The 16,654-nt window shown below is 72.1% G+C and carries 15 protein-coding genes and 1 riboswitch; of the genes, 13 read left to right on the top strand and 2 right to left on the bottom strand.

Going from position 1 to position 16,654, the window contains the following annotated elements; all coding sequences use genetic code 11:
* Positions 1-163: 163 nt before the first annotated feature.
* Complete coding sequence (locus AC3ANS_RS02670; protein ID WP_488294624.1) at positions 164-1,669, top strand: chitinase; 1,506 nt, start codon at positions 164-166, stop codon at positions 1,667-1,669.
* Positions 1,670-1,684: 15 nt separating this feature from the next.
* On the opposite strand, the gene AC3ANS_RS02675 is transcribed toward AC3ANS_RS02670, so the two are convergent.
* On the bottom strand, positions 1,685-2,692 hold the full coding sequence (locus AC3ANS_RS02675; protein ID WP_488294625.1) for a Gfo/Idh/MocA family protein: 1,008 nt from the start codon (positions 2,690-2,692) through the stop codon (positions 1,685-1,687).
* 121 nt (positions 2,693-2,813) lie between these two features.
* Here AC3ANS_RS02675 and AC3ANS_RS02680 point away from each other — a divergent pair, with 121 nt between their 5' ends.
* From AC3ANS_RS02680 to groL, 12 genes are all read left to right on the top strand, one after another.
* Complete coding sequence (locus AC3ANS_RS02680; RefSeq protein ID WP_488294626.1) at positions 2,814-3,107, top strand: DUF3263 domain-containing protein; 294 nt, start codon at positions 2,814-2,816, stop codon at positions 3,105-3,107.
* A 3-nt stretch (positions 3,108-3,110) separates the two neighbouring features.
* On the top strand, positions 3,111-3,599 hold the full coding sequence (locus tag AC3ANS_RS02685) for a LytR C-terminal domain-containing protein (RefSeq protein ID WP_488294627.1): 489 nt from the start codon (positions 3,111-3,113) through the stop codon (positions 3,597-3,599).
* Between the two features lie 76 nt (positions 3,600-3,675).
* A complete protein-coding gene (gene otsB / locus AC3ANS_RS02690; RefSeq protein ID WP_488294628.1) occupies positions 3,676-4,524 on the top strand; it encodes a trehalose-phosphatase in 849 nt (282 codons plus the stop codon).
* A gap of 155 nt (positions 4,525-4,679) precedes the next feature.
* Entirely contained in the window at positions 4,680-6,989 is a 2,310-nt protein-coding gene (gene lon, locus AC3ANS_RS02695) for an endopeptidase La (RefSeq protein ID WP_488294629.1), read from the top strand.
* Between the two features lie 122 nt (positions 6,990-7,111).
* Positions 7,112-7,259: riboswitch (SAM riboswitch) on the top strand.
* Positions 7,260-7,269: 10 nt separating this feature from the next.
* Positions 7,270-8,559 (top strand): threonine synthase, encoded by a 1,290-nt coding sequence (thrC, locus tag AC3ANS_RS02700; RefSeq protein ID WP_488294630.1) that lies wholly within the window; start codon positions 7,270-7,272, stop codon positions 8,557-8,559.
* A gap of 22 nt (positions 8,560-8,581) precedes the next feature.
* Positions 8,582-8,857, top strand: a complete 276-nt coding sequence (locus AC3ANS_RS02705; protein WP_488294631.1) for a MoaD/ThiS family protein — start codon at positions 8,582-8,584, stop codon at positions 8,855-8,857.
* Positions 8,858-8,995: 138 nt separating this feature from the next.
* Positions 8,996-9,829 carry an SGNH/GDSL hydrolase family protein gene (locus AC3ANS_RS02710; RefSeq protein ID WP_488294632.1) on the top strand — a complete coding sequence of 278 codons (834 nt, stop codon included), beginning with the start codon at positions 8,996-8,998 and terminating at the stop codon, positions 9,827-9,829.
* 272 nt (positions 9,830-10,101) lie between these two features.
* Complete coding sequence (locus AC3ANS_RS02715; RefSeq protein WP_488294633.1) at positions 10,102-11,121, top strand: LacI family DNA-binding transcriptional regulator; 1,020 nt, start codon at positions 10,102-10,104, stop codon at positions 11,119-11,121.
* A 247-nt stretch (positions 11,122-11,368) separates the two neighbouring features.
* Positions 11,369-12,247 carry an ATP-grasp domain-containing protein gene (locus AC3ANS_RS02720; RefSeq protein ID WP_488294634.1) on the top strand — a complete coding sequence of 293 codons (879 nt, stop codon included), beginning with the start codon at positions 11,369-11,371 and terminating at the stop codon, positions 12,245-12,247.
* Positions 12,248-12,305: 58 nt separating this feature from the next.
* Positions 12,306-12,815, top strand: coding sequence for a SigE family RNA polymerase sigma factor (locus AC3ANS_RS02725; protein WP_488294635.1), 510 nt, complete (start codon positions 12,306-12,308; stop codon positions 12,813-12,815).
* Entirely contained in the window at positions 12,812-13,936 is a 1,125-nt protein-coding gene (locus tag AC3ANS_RS02730; RefSeq protein WP_488294636.1) for a TolB-like translocation protein, read from the top strand. The genes AC3ANS_RS02725 and AC3ANS_RS02730 overlap by 4 nt, the downstream gene beginning before the upstream one ends.
* Before the next feature lie 196 nt (positions 13,937-14,132).
* On the top strand, positions 14,133-15,758 hold the full coding sequence (gene groL / locus AC3ANS_RS02735) for a chaperonin GroEL (RefSeq protein ID WP_488294637.1): 1,626 nt from the start codon (positions 14,133-14,135) through the stop codon (positions 15,756-15,758).
* Positions 15,759-16,001: 243 nt separating this feature from the next.
* On the opposite strand, the gene AC3ANS_RS02740 is transcribed toward groL, so the two are convergent.
* Complete coding sequence (locus AC3ANS_RS02740; RefSeq protein WP_488294638.1) at positions 16,002-16,607, bottom strand: helix-turn-helix transcriptional regulator; 606 nt, start codon at positions 16,605-16,607, stop codon at positions 16,002-16,004.
* Between the last annotated feature and the right edge of the window lie 47 nt (positions 16,608-16,654).

Genomic DNA, 16,654 nt, shown 5'->3' on the forward strand with positions numbered 1-16,654 from the left:
CGTCACGGAGTAGGTTAGCCGCAGGCGCCCACTCGGGATCACCATTCGACGGCTTGGACAGCCAGGCCCGGGGGGACAGGCAGTGACACCAGAGGAGCTGCTCTGTGCTGACCCGCAGGCACCGGCGCCGTCGTCCGGTCCGTCGAGGCGTCGCCGTCTGTCGGTGCTCAGGATCGCCGTTGTCCTCGGTGTCGTGGTCGGCGTGGCCGGCCTCGGCCTCGTGACGCGCGACGACACCACCGCGGCGGCGACCGTGACCCGGCACGGGTTCGCGCCGTACGTCGACGTGACCGCCACGCCGACGTACGCCTTCGAGGGCGCCGGTCGGATCTCGGGCCGCGACGTGACCCTGGCGTTCGTCGTCAGCAGCCCGACGGACCCGTGTGCGCCCAGCTGGGGCGGCGCCTACACCCTCGACCAGGCCGCGGACCAGCTCGACCTCGACCGTCGCGTGGCGCGGCTCGACCAGGTCGGCGCCCACGCGACCGTCTCCTTCGGCGGAGCAGCGAACGCCGAGCTCGCGATCGGGTGCACGGACGTCGTAGCCCTGGCCGCCGCCTACCAGTCCGTGGTGGACAGGTACTCGGTCGACACGATCGACCTGGACATCGAGGGCACGGTCGCCTCGGCTCCGGACGTGGTCGAGCGGCGGGCCCGGGCCATCGCGCTCGTGGTCGCAGCGGAGGAGACCGCGGGTCGGCACCTCCAGGTGTGGCTCACGCTCCCGGTCGCCGCCTCCGGGCTCACGGCCGACGGGCTCGCCGTCGTGGACGAGACGCTCGCTGCGGGCGTGGATCCGGCAGGCGTCAACGCGATGGTGATGGACTACGGCGCGCCGGTCGATCCGGGCGTCACCATGGGAGAGCAGGCCGAGCACGCGCTGACCGCCCTGCAGGCACAGCTCCGCGGCGCGTATGCCGCGGCGGGCGCACCGCTGTCGGAGGACCAGGCGTGGCAGCGAGTCGGCGCCACCGCGATGATCGGGCAGAACGACGTCGCCGGAGAGGTGTTCGACCTCGACGACGCCGACCGGCTGCTTGCGTTCGCGCGCCACCACGATCTCCGGCAGCTCTCGATGTGGTCGGCCAACCGGGACCAGGACTGCGGCCCCAACTACCCCGACACCCGGGTCGTCTCGGACCAGTGCAGCGGTGTCACCCAGGCCGCCGGGGAGTTCGCGGCCGTCCTCGGCCGGTACAGCCGCACCGCGGCGTCCGACCCGGGGCCGCCGCCCGCGACGAGCGCGGCGGATCCGGTCGTGCCGGCACCGGGGGCGAGCGCGGCGGCGGACGACCCAGCCACGTCGCCGTACCAGATCTGGAACGCCGAGCGTGGCTACGCCGCGGCGACCAAGGTGGTCTGGCACCACAACGTCTACGTCGCCAAGTGGTACTCCTCCGGGGACCTGCCGGACGCGCCGGTCGCCGACGCCTACCTCACGCCATGGAGCCTGGTGGGCCCGGTGCTGCCCGGCGAGCACCCGGTCATGGCGCCGACGCTGCCCGCGGGCACCTACCCGGAGTGGCGTGCCGCGCGGGTCTACCAGGGCGGTGACCGGGTGCTGAGCCACGGGATCGGCTACCAGGCGAAGTGGTGGACCCAGGGCGATCCCCCGGACGCGATCGTGGCGACGCCGTACGACTCACCGTGGCGGCAGCTGACGGACTGACCCGCCGGGTTCCGGTCAGCCCGGGAAGACGACGCCCACCTGGGCGCGCAGCTCGTCCATCTGGCGCAGCAGGGTGAGCGTCTGCTCGTGGGGTACCAGCGGGCTCTCGCGCAGCCCCTCGCGCAGGCAGCGGCCGACCTCGGCGATCTCGTTGCCGTAGCCCTGGCCGATGACCGGCTCTGCGCCCTCGATCACGACGGGCTCGCCGGGCTCGACGACCCAGCTGCCGGGACCGGGGGCGTGCGGGGTGAACACGGCCTCGGTCGGGTGGTGGAAGTCGTCGAAGCGGATCCGGCCCCGGTCGGTGGCGATCTCGCACGCTCGGGAGGAGTACGACGTCATCGAGGCGGTCATCGTCGCGAGGGCGCCCCCGGCGTACCGCCCGGCGATGGCGATGTCGAGGTCGATCCCACGATCGGAGAGGTCACCGGTGGCGGTCAGCTGCACCGCCGGACCGAGCAGCAGGTGGGCCACGGTCAGGGGGTAGATGCCCATGTCGAGCAGCGCCGAGGCGCCGAGCTCGGGGTTGAACATCCGGTCCTCGGGCGGGGCGTCGACGCGGAAGCCGAGCTCGGCGTGCAGGTGGCGCGGGGCCCCGAGCTCCCCGGCTTGCAGGCGCTCGCGCAGCGCGCGGATCACGGGGTGGCAGGCGGTCCACATGGCCTCCATCAGGAAGCGGTCGTGGACGCCGGCGAGTCGGACCATCTCCTCGGCGTCGGCCACGTCGAGGGTGAGCGGCTTCTCGCACAAGACGTGCTTGCCGGCCTCGAACGCGAGCCGAGCGTTGTCCAGGTGCAGGGCGTGGGGCGTGGCGATGTAGACGACGTCGACGGCCGGGTCGGCGACCAGCTCCTCGTAGGAGCCGTGTGCGGTGCCGCCGTACTGCTCGGCGAACGCCTGGGCGCTCGCCGCGCGCCGCGAGCCCACCGCGGCGAGCCGGGCGCCGGGCACCAGGGCCAGGTCGGTGGCGAACGCGTGGGCGATCTTGCCGGTCGCGAGGACGCCCCAGCCGATGGTTTCCATGCCCGGAGGCTACCGGCCGGAACGGACCCGCCGACTCGCGGCAGGGCGAATGACATCGCTGTGGTTCGTCGCCTACAGTGATCTCACCAGACGTGTCGGAACAGTGTGCTCAGGAGATCTCATGGATGCCGCCAACGCCTACGACGGCGAGGCCGAGGTCACGCTTGCCCTCAGCGACCGCGACCGGGAGATCCTCGACTTCGAGCGCCAGTGGTGGAAGTACGCCGGCGCCAAGGAGACCGCGGTCCGGGAGAAGTTCGACATGTCCTCGACCCGCTACTACCAGGTCCTCAACGCGCTGATCGACCGTCCCGAGGCCCTCGAGGCCGACCCGCTGCTGGTGCGCCGGCTGCGGCGGCTGCGCTCCGCACGGCAGAGGCAGCGCTCGGCCCGGCGTCTCGGCTTCGAGGTCTGAGCGGTGCGCACGCGCAACCAGCGGGGCGTGGTCACTCCGTCCCCGGTCGTGATGCTCAGCGTGATTGCGGTCGCGATGGCCGGCATCGCGTTCGTCGCGACGCGCGGTGGAGAGCCCACCGAGCGTGAGGTCGCCCAGGTCGCCCGGCACGAGCCGAGCACGTCGCCGTCCCCGACCCACGCGCCGTCGAAGGACCCGAAGCCCGAGCCGACCGTCAAGCGCGGCAAGGTCTACGTCGAGGTCTACAACAACTCCGGCATCACCGGTCTGGCCGGCCAGGTCTCCGAACGGGCCACCGGCATCGGCTGGCAGGTCGTGGGCTCCGACAACTGGTACGGCACGATTCCGGCCACCACCGTCTACTACCCGCCCAAGCTCAAGCTGGCGGCCAAGACGCTCGCGCTCGACCTCGGGATCCACCGGACCGCCCCTGCGGTCGAACCTATGCGGCTCGACCGGCTCACGGTGATCCTCACCGGCCCGCTCAGCTGAGGATTACGCCACAGTTCGACACTGGTTTCGATCACGAGGTGGGCTCGAAGGCGCCTCGGATGATTGGGTTGAGCGCATGGACTTCACCTCGAGCGAGGGCGAGCAGCGCTACGACGCCCTGGTGCGGGCCGCGTCGCGCGCCGTCGTGGGGCTCGACTTCGACGGCACGCTGTCCCCGATCGTCGACGACCCCGAGCGTGCGCGGATCCACCCGGACGCCCGCGAGGTGCTGGTCGACCTGGCCGCCGAGGTCGCCGCGATCGCGGTGATCACCGGGCGCCCCGCGCGCCAGGCGCTCGACCTCGGCGGACTCGAGGAGGTCGGGGACGCCGTCGCCGAGGCCGGCAAGGAGCTCTACCTCTTCGGCCAGTACGGCAACGAGCGGTGGAGCTCCACCCGCCGCCGGATCATCTCCCCACGGCCGCCGCACGGGCTCGCGACGTTCCTGCGCGACCTGCCGCGCACGCTGCGCAACGCCGGAGCGGCGGACGCCTACGTGGAGGACAAGGGCCTCGCGTACGGCGTGCACACCCGGCGGCTGCCTGACCCCGACGCCGCCTTCGAGCGGTTGCTCCCGCCCCTGCGCGAGCTCGCCGGCCGCAACGGGCTCGTCCTCGAGCCGGGCCGCCAGGTGATCGAGGTCCGTGCCCCGGGCATGGACAAAGGCAAGGCCGTGACCACCCTGGTCGAGGAGGTCGACGCAGGAGCCTTCGTGTTCGCCGGGGACGACCTCGGCGACCTCGACGCCTTCGACGCGGTCGGCGCCCTCGGCAAGGACGGCATGCCGACGCTGCTGGTCTGCTCGGCCTCCGTCGAGCAGAGCGCGCTGGTCGCCCTCTCCGATGTGGTCGTCCACGGCCCCGAGGGCGTCCTCGAGCTGCTGCGCCAGCTCACCGCGGACGCCCGCGCCGCCCGGCAGGGTTGACCCGCCCGAAACTCTCGGCGGGTCAACGTACTTTGTCGACAATGCACGTTGACCCGCCCGAAAGTTCACGACGGGTCAACGAGTTCCCCTGTTCGTCATCAGCGAACAGGAGGCCCTCTCCGGAACACGGGCCCACTGCCGGGAGTTGAGTCGGCATGTCCCTCAAGCTCCCCGTTCTCTTCGTCTCCGACCTCGTCGTCCTGCCCGGCATGGTGGTTCCGCTGGAGCTGGACGACGCCGCCCGCGCCGCGATCGACGCCGCCCGCGCCGGCAGTGACAACCAGGTGCTGGTCGCTCCGCGACTGGACGACCGCTACGCGTCGTACGGCGTGATCGCGACCGTCGAGCGCGTCGGCCGCTTCTCCGGCGGCAGCCCGGCCGCCGTGCTCAAGGCCGGCACCCGCGGCCGCATCGGCAGCGGGGTCACCGGCCCCGGCGCGGCGCTCTGGGTCGAGGTCGAACCCGCGGAGGACCACGTCTCCGACCGGGCCCGCGAGCTCGCCGAGGAGTACAAGCGACTGGTGGTCGCCGTGCTCCAGCGCCGCGAGGCCTGGCAGGTCATCGACTCCGTGCACCAGATGAGCGACCCCAGCGCGATCGCCGACGCCGCGGGCTACGCGCCGTACCTCTCGGTGGACCGCAAGCGCGAGCTGCTCGAGAACCCCGACGTCGAGTCGCGGCTCGAGACGCTGATCGGCTGGACCCGCGACCACCTCGCCGAGGCCGAGCTCACCGACAAGATCGGCGAGGACGTCCGCGAGGGGATGGAGAAGACGCAGCGGGAGTACCTCCTGCGCCAGCAGCTCGCCGCGATCCGCAAGGAGCTCGGCGAGGACGAGCCCGAGGGTGCGGACGACTACCGCGCCCGGGTCGAGGCGGCGGACCTGCCGGAGGCCGTCCGCGAGGCGGCGCTCAAGGAGGTCGGCAAGCTCGAGCGTTCGAGCGACCAGAGCCCCGAGACCGGGTGGATCCGGACCTGGCTCGACACCGTCCTCGAGCTGCCGTGGAACGTCACCACCGAGGACGCGAACGACGTCCTCGGCGCCCGTTCGGTGCTCGACGCCGACCACCACGGCCTCGACGAGGTCAAGGAGCGGATCGTGGAGTACCTCGCGGTCCGCGCCCGCCGGGCCGAGCGCGGCCTGCAGGTCGTCGGTGGCCGCGGCTCCGGCGCGGTCGTGCTGCTCGCGGGACCTCCGGGAGTCGGCAAGACGTCGCTCGGCGAGTCGGTCGCCCGTGCCCTGGGCCGCAACTTCGTCCGCGTCGCCCTCGGCGGCGTGCGCGACGAGGCCGAGATCCGTGGCCACCGGCGCACGTACGTCGGCGCGCTCCCGGGCCGGATCGTCCGGGCCATCAAGGAGGCCGGTTCCATGAACCCGGTCGTGCTGCTCGACGAGGTCGACAAGGTGGGCGCTGACTACCGCGGCGACCCGGCCGCGGCGCTCCTCGAGGTGCTCGACCCCGCGCAGAACCACACGTTCCGCGACCACTACCTCGAGCTCGACCTGGACCTCTCCGACGTGCTGTTCATCGCCACCGCCAACGTGGTCGAGCAGATCCCCTCGGCGCTGCTGGACCGGATGGAGCTGGTCACCCTCGACGGCTACACCGAGGACGACAAGGTCGCGATCGCCCGCGACTTCCTGCTGCCCCGGCAGCTGGAGCGGGCCGCGCTGACCGCCGACGAGGTGAGCATCACCGACGCGGCGCTGCGCGAGATGGCCGCGAACTACACCCGCGAGGCCGGCGTACGCCAGATGGAGCGGCTGCTGGCCAAGGCCCTGCGCAAGGCCGCGACGCGGCTCGCGACCGGGGCTGAGCACGTCGACATCGACCTGGCCGACCTCAAGGAGCTCGTCGGCCGGCCGCGGTTCACCCCCGAGGCCCCGGAGCGTACGGCGGTACCGGGCGTGGCCACGGGCCTGGCGGTGACCGGCCTGGGCGGCGACGTGCTGTTCATCGAGGCGTCTGCCTCCGAGGGCACGGCCGGACTGACCCTGACCGGCCAGCTCGGCGACGTGATGAAGGAGTCGGCGCAGATCGCGCTGTCGTTCGTCCGCGCGCACGCGGCCGAGCTCGGCGTGGACCCGTCCTTCTTCGAGAAGGCGATCCACGTGCACGTGCCGGCCGGTGCGACGCCCAAGGACGGCCCGTCCGCCGGCATCACGATGGTCACCGCGCTCACCTCGCTGGCCACCGGGCGCCCGGTGCGCTCGGAGGTCGGCATGACCGGTGAGGTCACGCTCAACGGGCGGGTGCTGCCGATCGGCGGGCTGAAGCAGAAGCTGCTCGCCGCGCAACGCAACGGCCTGACCGAGGTGTTCGTGCCGCTGCGCAACGAGCCCGACCTGGACGACGTACCGGCCGACGTCCTCGAGACGGTCACCGTGCACCCGGTCAGCGACGTGCTGGACGTGGTCCGTGGTGCCTTGGCCGAGCCGGTTGCGGTCACGGTCGCCGCGTGATCCCGCCAGCCGGCGCAGTCTGGGCACAGACTGCGCCGGCTCGACAAGGACGTGAGACGACGGCCGTCCAGCATGTGGATGCGATGTGCACATGCTGAGACGGCCGTCGTACTGTTGTCAGCAGCTCATCAAGAGGGACTGAGGGATACGGCCCAGTGAAGTCCCGGCAACCGCCGCGAACCTCCGCCGCCCGGCATCAGCCAGGAAGCGGTTCGCGGAAACGGTGCCAATTCCGCCCGGGGCGACCGTCGCACCCGGGGAAGATGAGGAGGAGGACTTCATGAGCGCTCTTGTCACCGAGGCACCCGCCCGCACCGCCGGCGTTCCCGGCGCCCCCCGCGAGGGCGCGTTCGGCAACGCCGTCGCCCTGGCCTGCCGCGAGTGCGGCCACCAGGTCGAGCTCGGTCCGCACTACGCCTGTCCGGAGTGCTTCGGCCCGCTGGAGATCGCCTACCAGTTCCCGCGGATCACCCGCGAGGAGATCGAGGCCGGTCCGCGCAACATCTGGCGCTACAAGGCGCTGCTGCCCGTGCCGACCGACATCGAGCAGAGCCCCAACACCGAGCCGGGCTTCACCCGCCTGCTGCGCGCGAACAACCTCGCCGCCGAGCTCGGCATCACGAACCTGTGGGTCAAGGACGACTCGACCAACCCCACCAACTCCTTCAAGGACCGCGTCGTCGCCTGCGCCCTGAGCGCCGCCCGCGAGTTCGGCTCGAAGGTGTTCGCCTGTCCGAGCACCGGCAACCTCGCGAACGCCGTCGCCGCCGCCGGTGCCCGTGCGGGCATCAAGACCGTGGTGTTCATCCCGAGCAACCTCGAGCACCCCAAGCAGGTGAACTCGGCGGTCTTCACCGACTCGCTGGTCGCCGTCAACGGCAACTACGACGACGTCAACAAGCTCGCCTCCGAGATCGCCGGCGAGGAGGACGGGTGGGCGTTCGTCAACGTCAACGTCCGTCCGTACTACGCCGAGGGGTCCAAGACGCTGGGCTATGAGATCGCCGAGCAGCTCGGCTGGCGCCTGCCCGACCAGATCGTGATCCCCGTGGCCAGCGGCTCCCAGCTGACCAAGGTGCACAAGGCCTTCCAGGAGCTGATCGAGCTCGGCCTCGTCGAGGACAAGCCCTACCGGGTGTACGGCGCGCAGGCGGCCGGCTGCTCCCCGGTCTCGGTGGCCTACAAGGCCGGCGTCGACGCGATCCGCCCGGTCAAGCCCGACACCATCGCCAAGAGCCTCGCGATCGGCAACCCCGCCGACGGCATCTACGTGCTCGACATCTGCCGCGAGACCGGTGGGGCCGTCGAGGACGTCACCGACGATGAGGTCCGCGACGGCATCGTGCTGCTCGCCCGGACCGAAGGCATCTTCACCGAGACCGCCGGCGGCACCACGGTCGCGGTGCTCAAGAAGCTCGTCGAGACCGGCCAGCTGGACACCGAGCTCGAGACCGTCGTCATCAACACCGGCCACGGGCTGAAGACCCTCGACGCCGTGGCCGGCCAGGTCGCCCCGGCGGCGACCATCGACCCGTCGTACGCCGCCTTCGCCGCCACCGGCCTGGCCTGACCCACCGAGGAGCATCCGAACCATGAGCGTGTCCGTCCGGATCCCGACCATCCTGCGCACCTACACCGGCGGGGAGTCCGAGGTCAGCGCCTCCGGTGCGACTCTGGCCGAGGTGCTCGACGACCTCGACGGCAGCTACGCCGGGATCAAGGGCCGGATCCTCGACGAGGCCGGCTCGCTGCGCCGGTTCGTGAACGTCTACGTCGGCAACGAGGACGTCCGCTTCCTCGACAACCTCGACACCCCCACCCCCGACGGCACCCAGATCTCGGTCATCCCCGCCGTCGCCGGCGGCTGACCCCCCACGCATGTAACGCGGGGTTGTTGGATCTAGGCACCCCCTTGCAAGGGGGTCACCAGATCCCCTAACCCCGCGTTACAGCAGCGGGGGAGGGCGCTCCACCGGCCGTTCACCCGGACGTGCTTCAACGGGGTGGTGACTCGCGCTCGCACCCGACTCCTGGTCCTGACGACCACCGCCACGGCCGGCATGCTCGCCGGAGCGGCGATGGCCGGCCGGGGCCTGCTCCAGCGCCAGGCCGCCGCTGCCCGGCGGGTGATCGGCAAGCCGCTGGGGGAGGAGGCGATCGACGCCGACCGGGTGTGGAAGAAGAAGTACGGCGCACCGCTCGACCTGCTGCTCCTCGGCGACTCGATCGCGGCCGGCCTCGGTGCCGAGCGCCCCAAGGAGACTCTCGGCGGGCGGCTGGCGCGAGCGCTGGCGAAGGAGACCGGCCGGGCCGTGCGGCTCCGGACCGCCGCCCAGGTCGGCTCGGAGTCCTCCATGCTGGGCGCCCAGCTCGACGGGCTGCCCCCGACGTACCGCCCCGACGTGGCGGTCATCGTCGTCGGCGGCAACGACGTGACCCACCGAGTCCCGGTCGCCGACGCGGCGAAGCACCTCGAGGAGACGGTGCGCGCGCTGCGCGATCGCGGTGCGGGCGTCGTCGTCGGCACCTGCCCCGACCTCGGGGCCCTGCGGCCGGTGCCCCAACCCCTCCGGGCGCTCGGCTCGCGGGCCTCCCGGCAGCTGGCGCTCGCGCAGGAGACCGCGGCGATCGCGGCCGGGGCGCACGCGGTGTCGCTCGCCGATGTGGTCGGTCCGTTCTTCATCACCAACCCCGACGAGATGTTCAGCCTGGACCGGTTCCACCCGAGCGCGCTCGGTTACCAGCGGACCGCCAAGGCGATGCTGCCCTCGGTGCTGGCCGCGCTCGGGCTCCGCGAGGACCTGCCGTTCGGCCACCGAGCTCCGGGTGACCGGCGGTGACGGTTCACCCTTGACACCGGGGTGGGGTCGGCCCCACAGTATCGGTGGGAACGCTCCCAAACTCCTCGGCCCCGGCGAGGGGTGGACCGCGATGGCCTTGCCGGGGACGAACGGGAGTGCCCGCCGCCGACCGCTGTCGGCGGGCGGAACCCACCGTGCGGCGGGCCCGGGAACACCTCGACGTCCCGGGCCCGTCGTCCTTCCTCGGCCGGGCCCCGGTCAATGCCCCCGACCCGGCGTCGCCGCGTCCGTGACGACGGCATACTGACGCCATGGCCCGTCGCCCTCGCACTCGTCCCACGCTCGAGGAGGTCGCCGCGCTGGCCGGCGTCGGCCGGGGCACCGCCTCGCGCGTGATCAACGGCGGTGCGAAGGTCTCCGACCGGGCCCGGCAGGCGGTGGAGGAGGCGATCACCGAGCTCGGCTACGTGCCGAACGCCGCCGCCCGCGCCCTGGTCACCCGCCGCACCGACGCCGTCGCGCTGGTGATCGCGGAGTCCGAGGAGCGGGTGTTCGGGGAGCCGTTCTTCGCCGGGGTCGTTCGCGGGATCGGCACGGCCCTGGCCTCCGCCGACCGGCAGCTGGTGCTGATCCTCGCCGACGCGCGGCGCCGTGGCAGCCTGGAGCAGTACCTCACCCGCCAGCACGTCGACGGGGTGCTGCTCCTCTCGTTGCACGACGACGACACGCTGCCCGACCGGATCCGCGGGCACGGCCTGCCGGTGGTCGTGGGCGGACGGGGCCGCACCAACGTCACCACCGGGTTCGTGGACGTCGACAACGTCCAGGGCGCCGGGCTCGCCGTCGCCCACCTCGCCGAGCGCGGCCGCACCCGCATCGGCACCATCGCCGGGCCGGCGGACATGGTCGCCGGCAGCTCCCGGTTCGAGGGGTACGTCGAGGCGCTGACCGCCGCGGACCGGCCCTTCGACGAGCGGCTCGTGGCCCGAGGCGACTTCAGCCAGGACAGCGGGGCGCGCGCGATGCGGACGCTCCTGCAGCGCGAGCCGAAGATCGACGGGGTGTTCTGCGCCAACGACCTGATGGCGGTCGGGGCGCTCCAGACCCTGCGCGACGCGGGCCGCCGGGTGCCGGAGGACGTGGCGGTCGTGGGCTTCGAGGACGCGCCGGTCGCGCGCTCCACGGTGCCGCCGTTGACGACCGTGCACCAGTCGCCGGGCTCGATGGGCCGCGAGATGGTGGCGCTGCTCCTGGACACCATGGCGACCGGCGACATGCTGCTGCCCGGTCGCATGCTCCCCACGCGGCTCGTCGTACGGCAGAGCAGCTGAACGCCTTCGGGGCTCGCGTCGCGATTCCCCCGAAGGTCTGGAACAGCGCCGCGCACCACGTCGGCGGTGACTAGTGCCGCGTCCCAGAAGTTCTTGGGCGCTTCGCGCCCCCACGGCACGCACCTCGCTGCGTTGCCGACGCTTGCGAGACGAGCGGGTATGGCGGCGCGCCGGCGCCTGGCGATGCACCCACCCTGAGAACGCCAACCGTCTAACAACTTCCGAGACGCGACACTAGGGTTCGCTCGTGGATGCGAGCGACCAGCCGACGACGCCGTTGGTCCTGCTCGTCACCTGTGCCGACTGGCCCGAGGGTGAGCCCGGGCACGGCGCACTGGACGCCGCCCTCGAGGCGCGCGGGCTGACCGGTCGCTGGGTCGTCTGGGACGACCTGAGTGTCGACTGGGGTGCGGCCGACGTGGTCGCGGTCCGTTCCACGTGGGACTACGACGGCCGGCTCGGTGAGTTCCTGGGCTGGGCGTCCGGGGTCGGGCCGGCCCTGCTCAACGGCGTGGAGGTGTTCCGGTGGAACACCGACAAGCGGTATCTCGTCGAGCTGCAGGCCGCCGGCCTGCCCGTGGTGCCGACGGTCGCCGCCGACACGGTGTTCGACGTCCGTGCGGCGGCCGACGCCTTCGGGCTCGCGGTGGTCAAGCCGCGGGTCGGTGCCGGTGGCCGCGGCCTCGAGGTCGTCTCGGACGGCCGGATCTGGCTGCCCACGCCCGACGGTCACCAGGGGCCGTGGGTGGTGCAGCCACTGGTCGAGTCGATCCACCACGATGGCGAGACCTCGGTGTTCGTGATCGCGGGCCACCCGGTGAGCCAGGTGCAGAAGCTGCCGAGCACCTCCGACATCCGGGTGCACGAGCGCTTCGGCGGCACCACGCGCTCGGTCGAGGTGTCGCGCGAGGCCGCGCTGCTGGCGGCGAAGGCGATCGCCACCGTGGTCGACCTGCTCGGCACCGAGGTCGTCTACGGCCGGGTCGACATGATGCGCCACCGGGGCCGGCTCGTCGTCAGCGAGATCGAGCTGACCGAGCCCGGTCTCTACCTCGACGTGCTCCCGCTCAACGCGCTGCCGTTCGCCGATGCGGTCGCGGCCCGGGCGATCCCCCGCACCTGGTGAGTGTCGCGTGACCGGCGCGGATCCCAACCTTTCGGGCGCCTGAAGCGTTCTGATCGTCATGAGTGGCGACGAGCAGGACTTCAGCCGGTGGGCCGGCGAGCGCCAGCTCGCGCTGCTGCGCACGGCGGTCCTGCTCACCGGGGACCGCCACCGTGCCGAGGACCTGGTGCAGGACGCGCTCACCCAAGTGGCGCTGCGTTGGCGTCGGCTGCGCGACGGGAACCCGGAGGCCTACGCCCGACAGGTGATCGTGCGCGGCAACATCTCGTGGTGGCGCAAGCACCGCCACGAGGTCGTGCTCGACGTGTACGACGACGCCGCCTCCAGCCCGGCTGACACGTCCGGCGCCGAGCGACGCATCGTGCTCGACCGGGCCCTGGCCGCGCTGACTCCGCGGCAGCGCGCGACGGTCGTGCTCCGCTACTACGACGACCTGTCGGAGCGGGAGACCGCCGAGGCCCTCGGCGTCTCGGTCGGCACCGTCAAGAGCCAGACACATCTCGCCCTGCGCCGTCTCCGCGAGACGTCGCCCGAGCTCGCCGAGCTGATCGGAGAGGACCACCGATGACCGACCAGGACCTGCGCGACCTCCTCCAGGAGCGGGTCGCCGACCTGACCACCACAGACCTCGCGTCGACCGCCTGGCGCGACGCCGCCCGCCGGCGTACCCGCCGCCGTGCCGGTGCTGTCGCGTGCCTGGGTGCGGGCGCGCTCGCGGCGGCCGGCGTCGTCGCGATCGTCGACACCCGCCACGAGCCGCGCAGCGACGGAGCCCCGGCGACGTCGTCGACGACCACCGCGGAGCCGGGGCCCGACGCCGTCAGCCGGGGCGTGCAGGTGTGGTGGAGCCCCGACCTGTTCCAGGAGACCCAGCTGCCGTGGCTGCCCGACTCCCCGCTGCCCCGCGAGGTGGTCGACGCGCCGGAGGCCGCCCTTGACCAGGCCGTGCACCCGCTCGACCGGGCGATGGCTGCCCTGGGGGTGGGCGACAGCGCCGTCAAGCTGCTGGGCCCCTCGGGTGAGCAGCGGCTGCTCGACACCCCGGGCCTGATCGCGACGTCGTCGACCCTCTCGCCGGACGGCCGGCGGCTGGTCTTCGCCGACGGACACGTGCTGCGGGTCTACACGCTCGCCACGGGCCGGTGGAGCGAGATCGACGCCGGTGACGCGGATACGGCGTACGTCGCCTGGGCCGACGACGCCACCTTGTGGCTGCCCCCGGAGCCGTTCCGCGGGCGGGGGCCGCTGCTGGACCTCGCCGGCGACCGCGTCGGCACCGCCGTCCTCGAGGCGCCGGGCAACGTCGTCGACGGCGCCGCGGCGGACGCCGTCGCGATGGGTCCGTGGAAGGAGAACAATGCCGGTCTGGTCGCGCAGGCCTGGGAGCTGAGCGGCGCGGCCCTCCCGGTGCGTGATCCGGAGCGCGACCAGGCCGATCCGGCCTATCTCGCGGTCACCGGTGGGCGCGTCGCGATGGCGCTGGCGTTCATGACCGCGGTGGACGAGGCCCGGCAGGCGGACACCCCGATCGTCCTCGGTTGGCTCGACGGCGACACTGTGATCTACGAGTCCCGCGCCGTGGACCGAGACCTGCTCATCGCGTGGGACGTCGGCACCCGCACCTTCCACCTGGTGCTCTCGATCCGGCCGGGCGGAGCCACCAGCCTGGCCCGCCTCGACGGCCGCTGATCTTCTTGCACTCTCAGGGGTCGAGTGCTAAACATGACGCTGGCACTCTCCCCGGGAGAGTGACAAACCGGATCGGCGACGTTGAGGTCCACCTGCCCGGCGAGAAAGGGTTCGCCGGACCCCAGGGGGCCGTCCGTCGCGGGCAGCCCGCCGACTCGGATCCAGATCTCTTTCAATGCGAAGGATCGCAGGAGTTATGCCGAAGCTGATTGCTTTCAACGAGGAGGCCCGGCGCGGCCTCGAGCGTGGGATGAACACGCTCGCGGACGCCGTCAAGGTCACGCTCGGGCCCAAGGGTCGCAACGTCGTCCTCGAGAAGAAGTGGGGCGCCCCCACGATCACCAACGATGGTGTGTCCATCGCGAAGGAGATCGAGCTCGAGGACCCCTACGAGAAGATCGGTGCCGAGCTCGTCAAGGAGGTCGCCAAGAAGACTGACGACGTCGCCGGCGACGGCACCACCACCGCCACGGTCCTCGCCCAGGCGATGGTCCGCGAGGGTCTGCGCAACGTGGCCGCGGGTGCGAACCCGATGGGCCTCAAGCGCGGCATCGAGGCCGCCGTGGCCGCCGTGTCCGAGCAGCTGCTCAGCATGGCCAAGGACGTCGAGACCAAGGAGCAGATCGCGTCCACCGCGAGCATCTCCGCCGCCGACACTACCGTCGGCGAGATCATCGCCGAGGCGATGGACAAGGTCGGCAAGGAAGGCGTCATCACCGTCGAGGAGTCGAACACCTTCGGCCTCGACCTCGAGCTCACCGAGGGCATGCGGTTCGACAAGGGCTACATCTCGGCCTACTTCGTCACCGACCCCGAGCGGATGGAGACGGTCCTCGAGGACCCCTACATCCTGATCGCCAACCAGAAGATCTCCTCGGTCAAGGACCTGCTCCCGCTGCTGGAGAAGGTCATGCAGTCCGGCAAGCCGCTGCTGATCCTGGCGGAGGACACGGACGGCGAGGCTCTCTCGACGCTGGTCGTCAACAAGATCCGTGGCACCTTCAAGTCCGTCGCCGTCAAGGCTCCGGGCTTCGGTGACCGCCGCAAGGCCATGCTGCAGGACATCGCGATCCTCACCGGTGGCCAGGTCATCTCCGAGGAGGTCGGCCTCAAGCTCGAGTCGACCGGCATCGAGCTGCTGGGCCAGGCCCGCAAGGTCGTCATCACCAAGGACGAGACCACCATCGTCGAGGGTGCGGGCGACGCCGACCAGATCGCCGGTCGGGTCAACCAGATCCGTGCCGAGATCGAGAAGTCGGACTCCGACTACGACCGCGAGAAGCTCCAGGAGCGCCTCGCCAAGCTGGCCGGCGGCGTGGCCGTCATCAAGGTCGGCGCGGCCACCGAGGTCGAGCTCAAGGAGCGCAAGCACCGCATCGAGGACGCCGTTCGCAACGCGAAGGCGGCCGTCGAGGAGGGCATCGTCGCCGGCGGTGGCGTGGCGCTCGTCCAGGCTGCCAACGCCGCGTTCGACAAGCTCGAGCTCACCGGTGACGAGGCCGTGGGTGCGCAGATCGTGCGCTTCGCGACCGACGCGCCGCTCAAGCAGATCGCGATCAACGCCGGCCTCGAGGGCGGCGTCGTGGCCGAGAAGGTGCGTGGTCTCACGGCCGGTCACGGTCTCAACGCGGCCACCGGCGAGTACGTCGACATGATCGCCGAGGGCATCATCGACCCCGCCAAGGTGACCCGCAGCGCGCTGCAGAACGCCGCCTCCATCGCGGCGCTCTTCCTCACCACCGAGGTCGTCGTGGCCGACAAGCCGGAGAAGGCCGCCCCGATGGGCGACCCGTCCGGTGGCATGGGCGGCATGGACTTCTAGCAGCCCTTGTCCGGGCGGAGCCCGGACAAAGCCAGCTGCAAGGTCGAGTAGCGTCGGCCCAGATCGCGCGTCAGCGCGAGCTGGGCGACGCGTATCGAGACCCAGTCGCTCAGCAGGACATCAGCACGAAGCACCGACCCGCCAGGGAAGCACCTGGCGGGTCGGTGTCATTTCGCCATCCGGTCGGGTCGTGTGCCCCAGGACGACCCATGGACCGTCCTCAGGCACACGACCCCTTCGGCGTCAGCCGCGGACCGGCGGTACGGCGAGCAGGCAGGCCCCGGGCTCGGCGAACGGCACCAGGTCGGTGCCGGTGGGGTCGGCGCCGTACGACGCGAGCGCGCCGCTGACGATGCCGCGGTGCACCTCGCACACGACGCCGGGGTAGCGGTGCGCGGCATCGAGCAGCGGGCACCGGGTCAGTCGCACCCGCCCGGGCTGCTCGGCGTCGACCTCTGGCTCGAAGCCGAGGTCGTCGAGCATCGCGACGACCTCCTCGCGGGCCTGCTCCGGCGTGTCCGGGTCGGCTGCGCGGTCGGCCGCCAGGGTGCGGCCCCACTGCTCGCCGGCGAACCGCGCGGTCTCGGTCGGCGCCGGGCTGGTCGCGGCGATGGAGGCGGCCAGGGCGGTGGCGAGCCCGGCGTACTCGTCGTGGCCGCGGTCGTCGACCGCCTCGTAGCGCCAGGCCGGCCGACCGCGCCCCTGCGGCTCGCTGCGGACCCGGCGTACCCACCCGTCGGCGACCAGGGCCTCGAGGTGTTCGCGCAGCGTGTTCGGGTGCAGGCCGCTGGCGTGGGCGAGGGCGGCGAGCAGGGGAGGGCGGGGCTGGTCGACCAGCAACTGGAGCACCGCCGCCCGTCCGGCGGTCAGGGGGCGAGAGCGCCGGCCAGGCCGAG

It is taken from the genome of Nocardia sp. 149-1B (genome assembly GCF_057747975.1).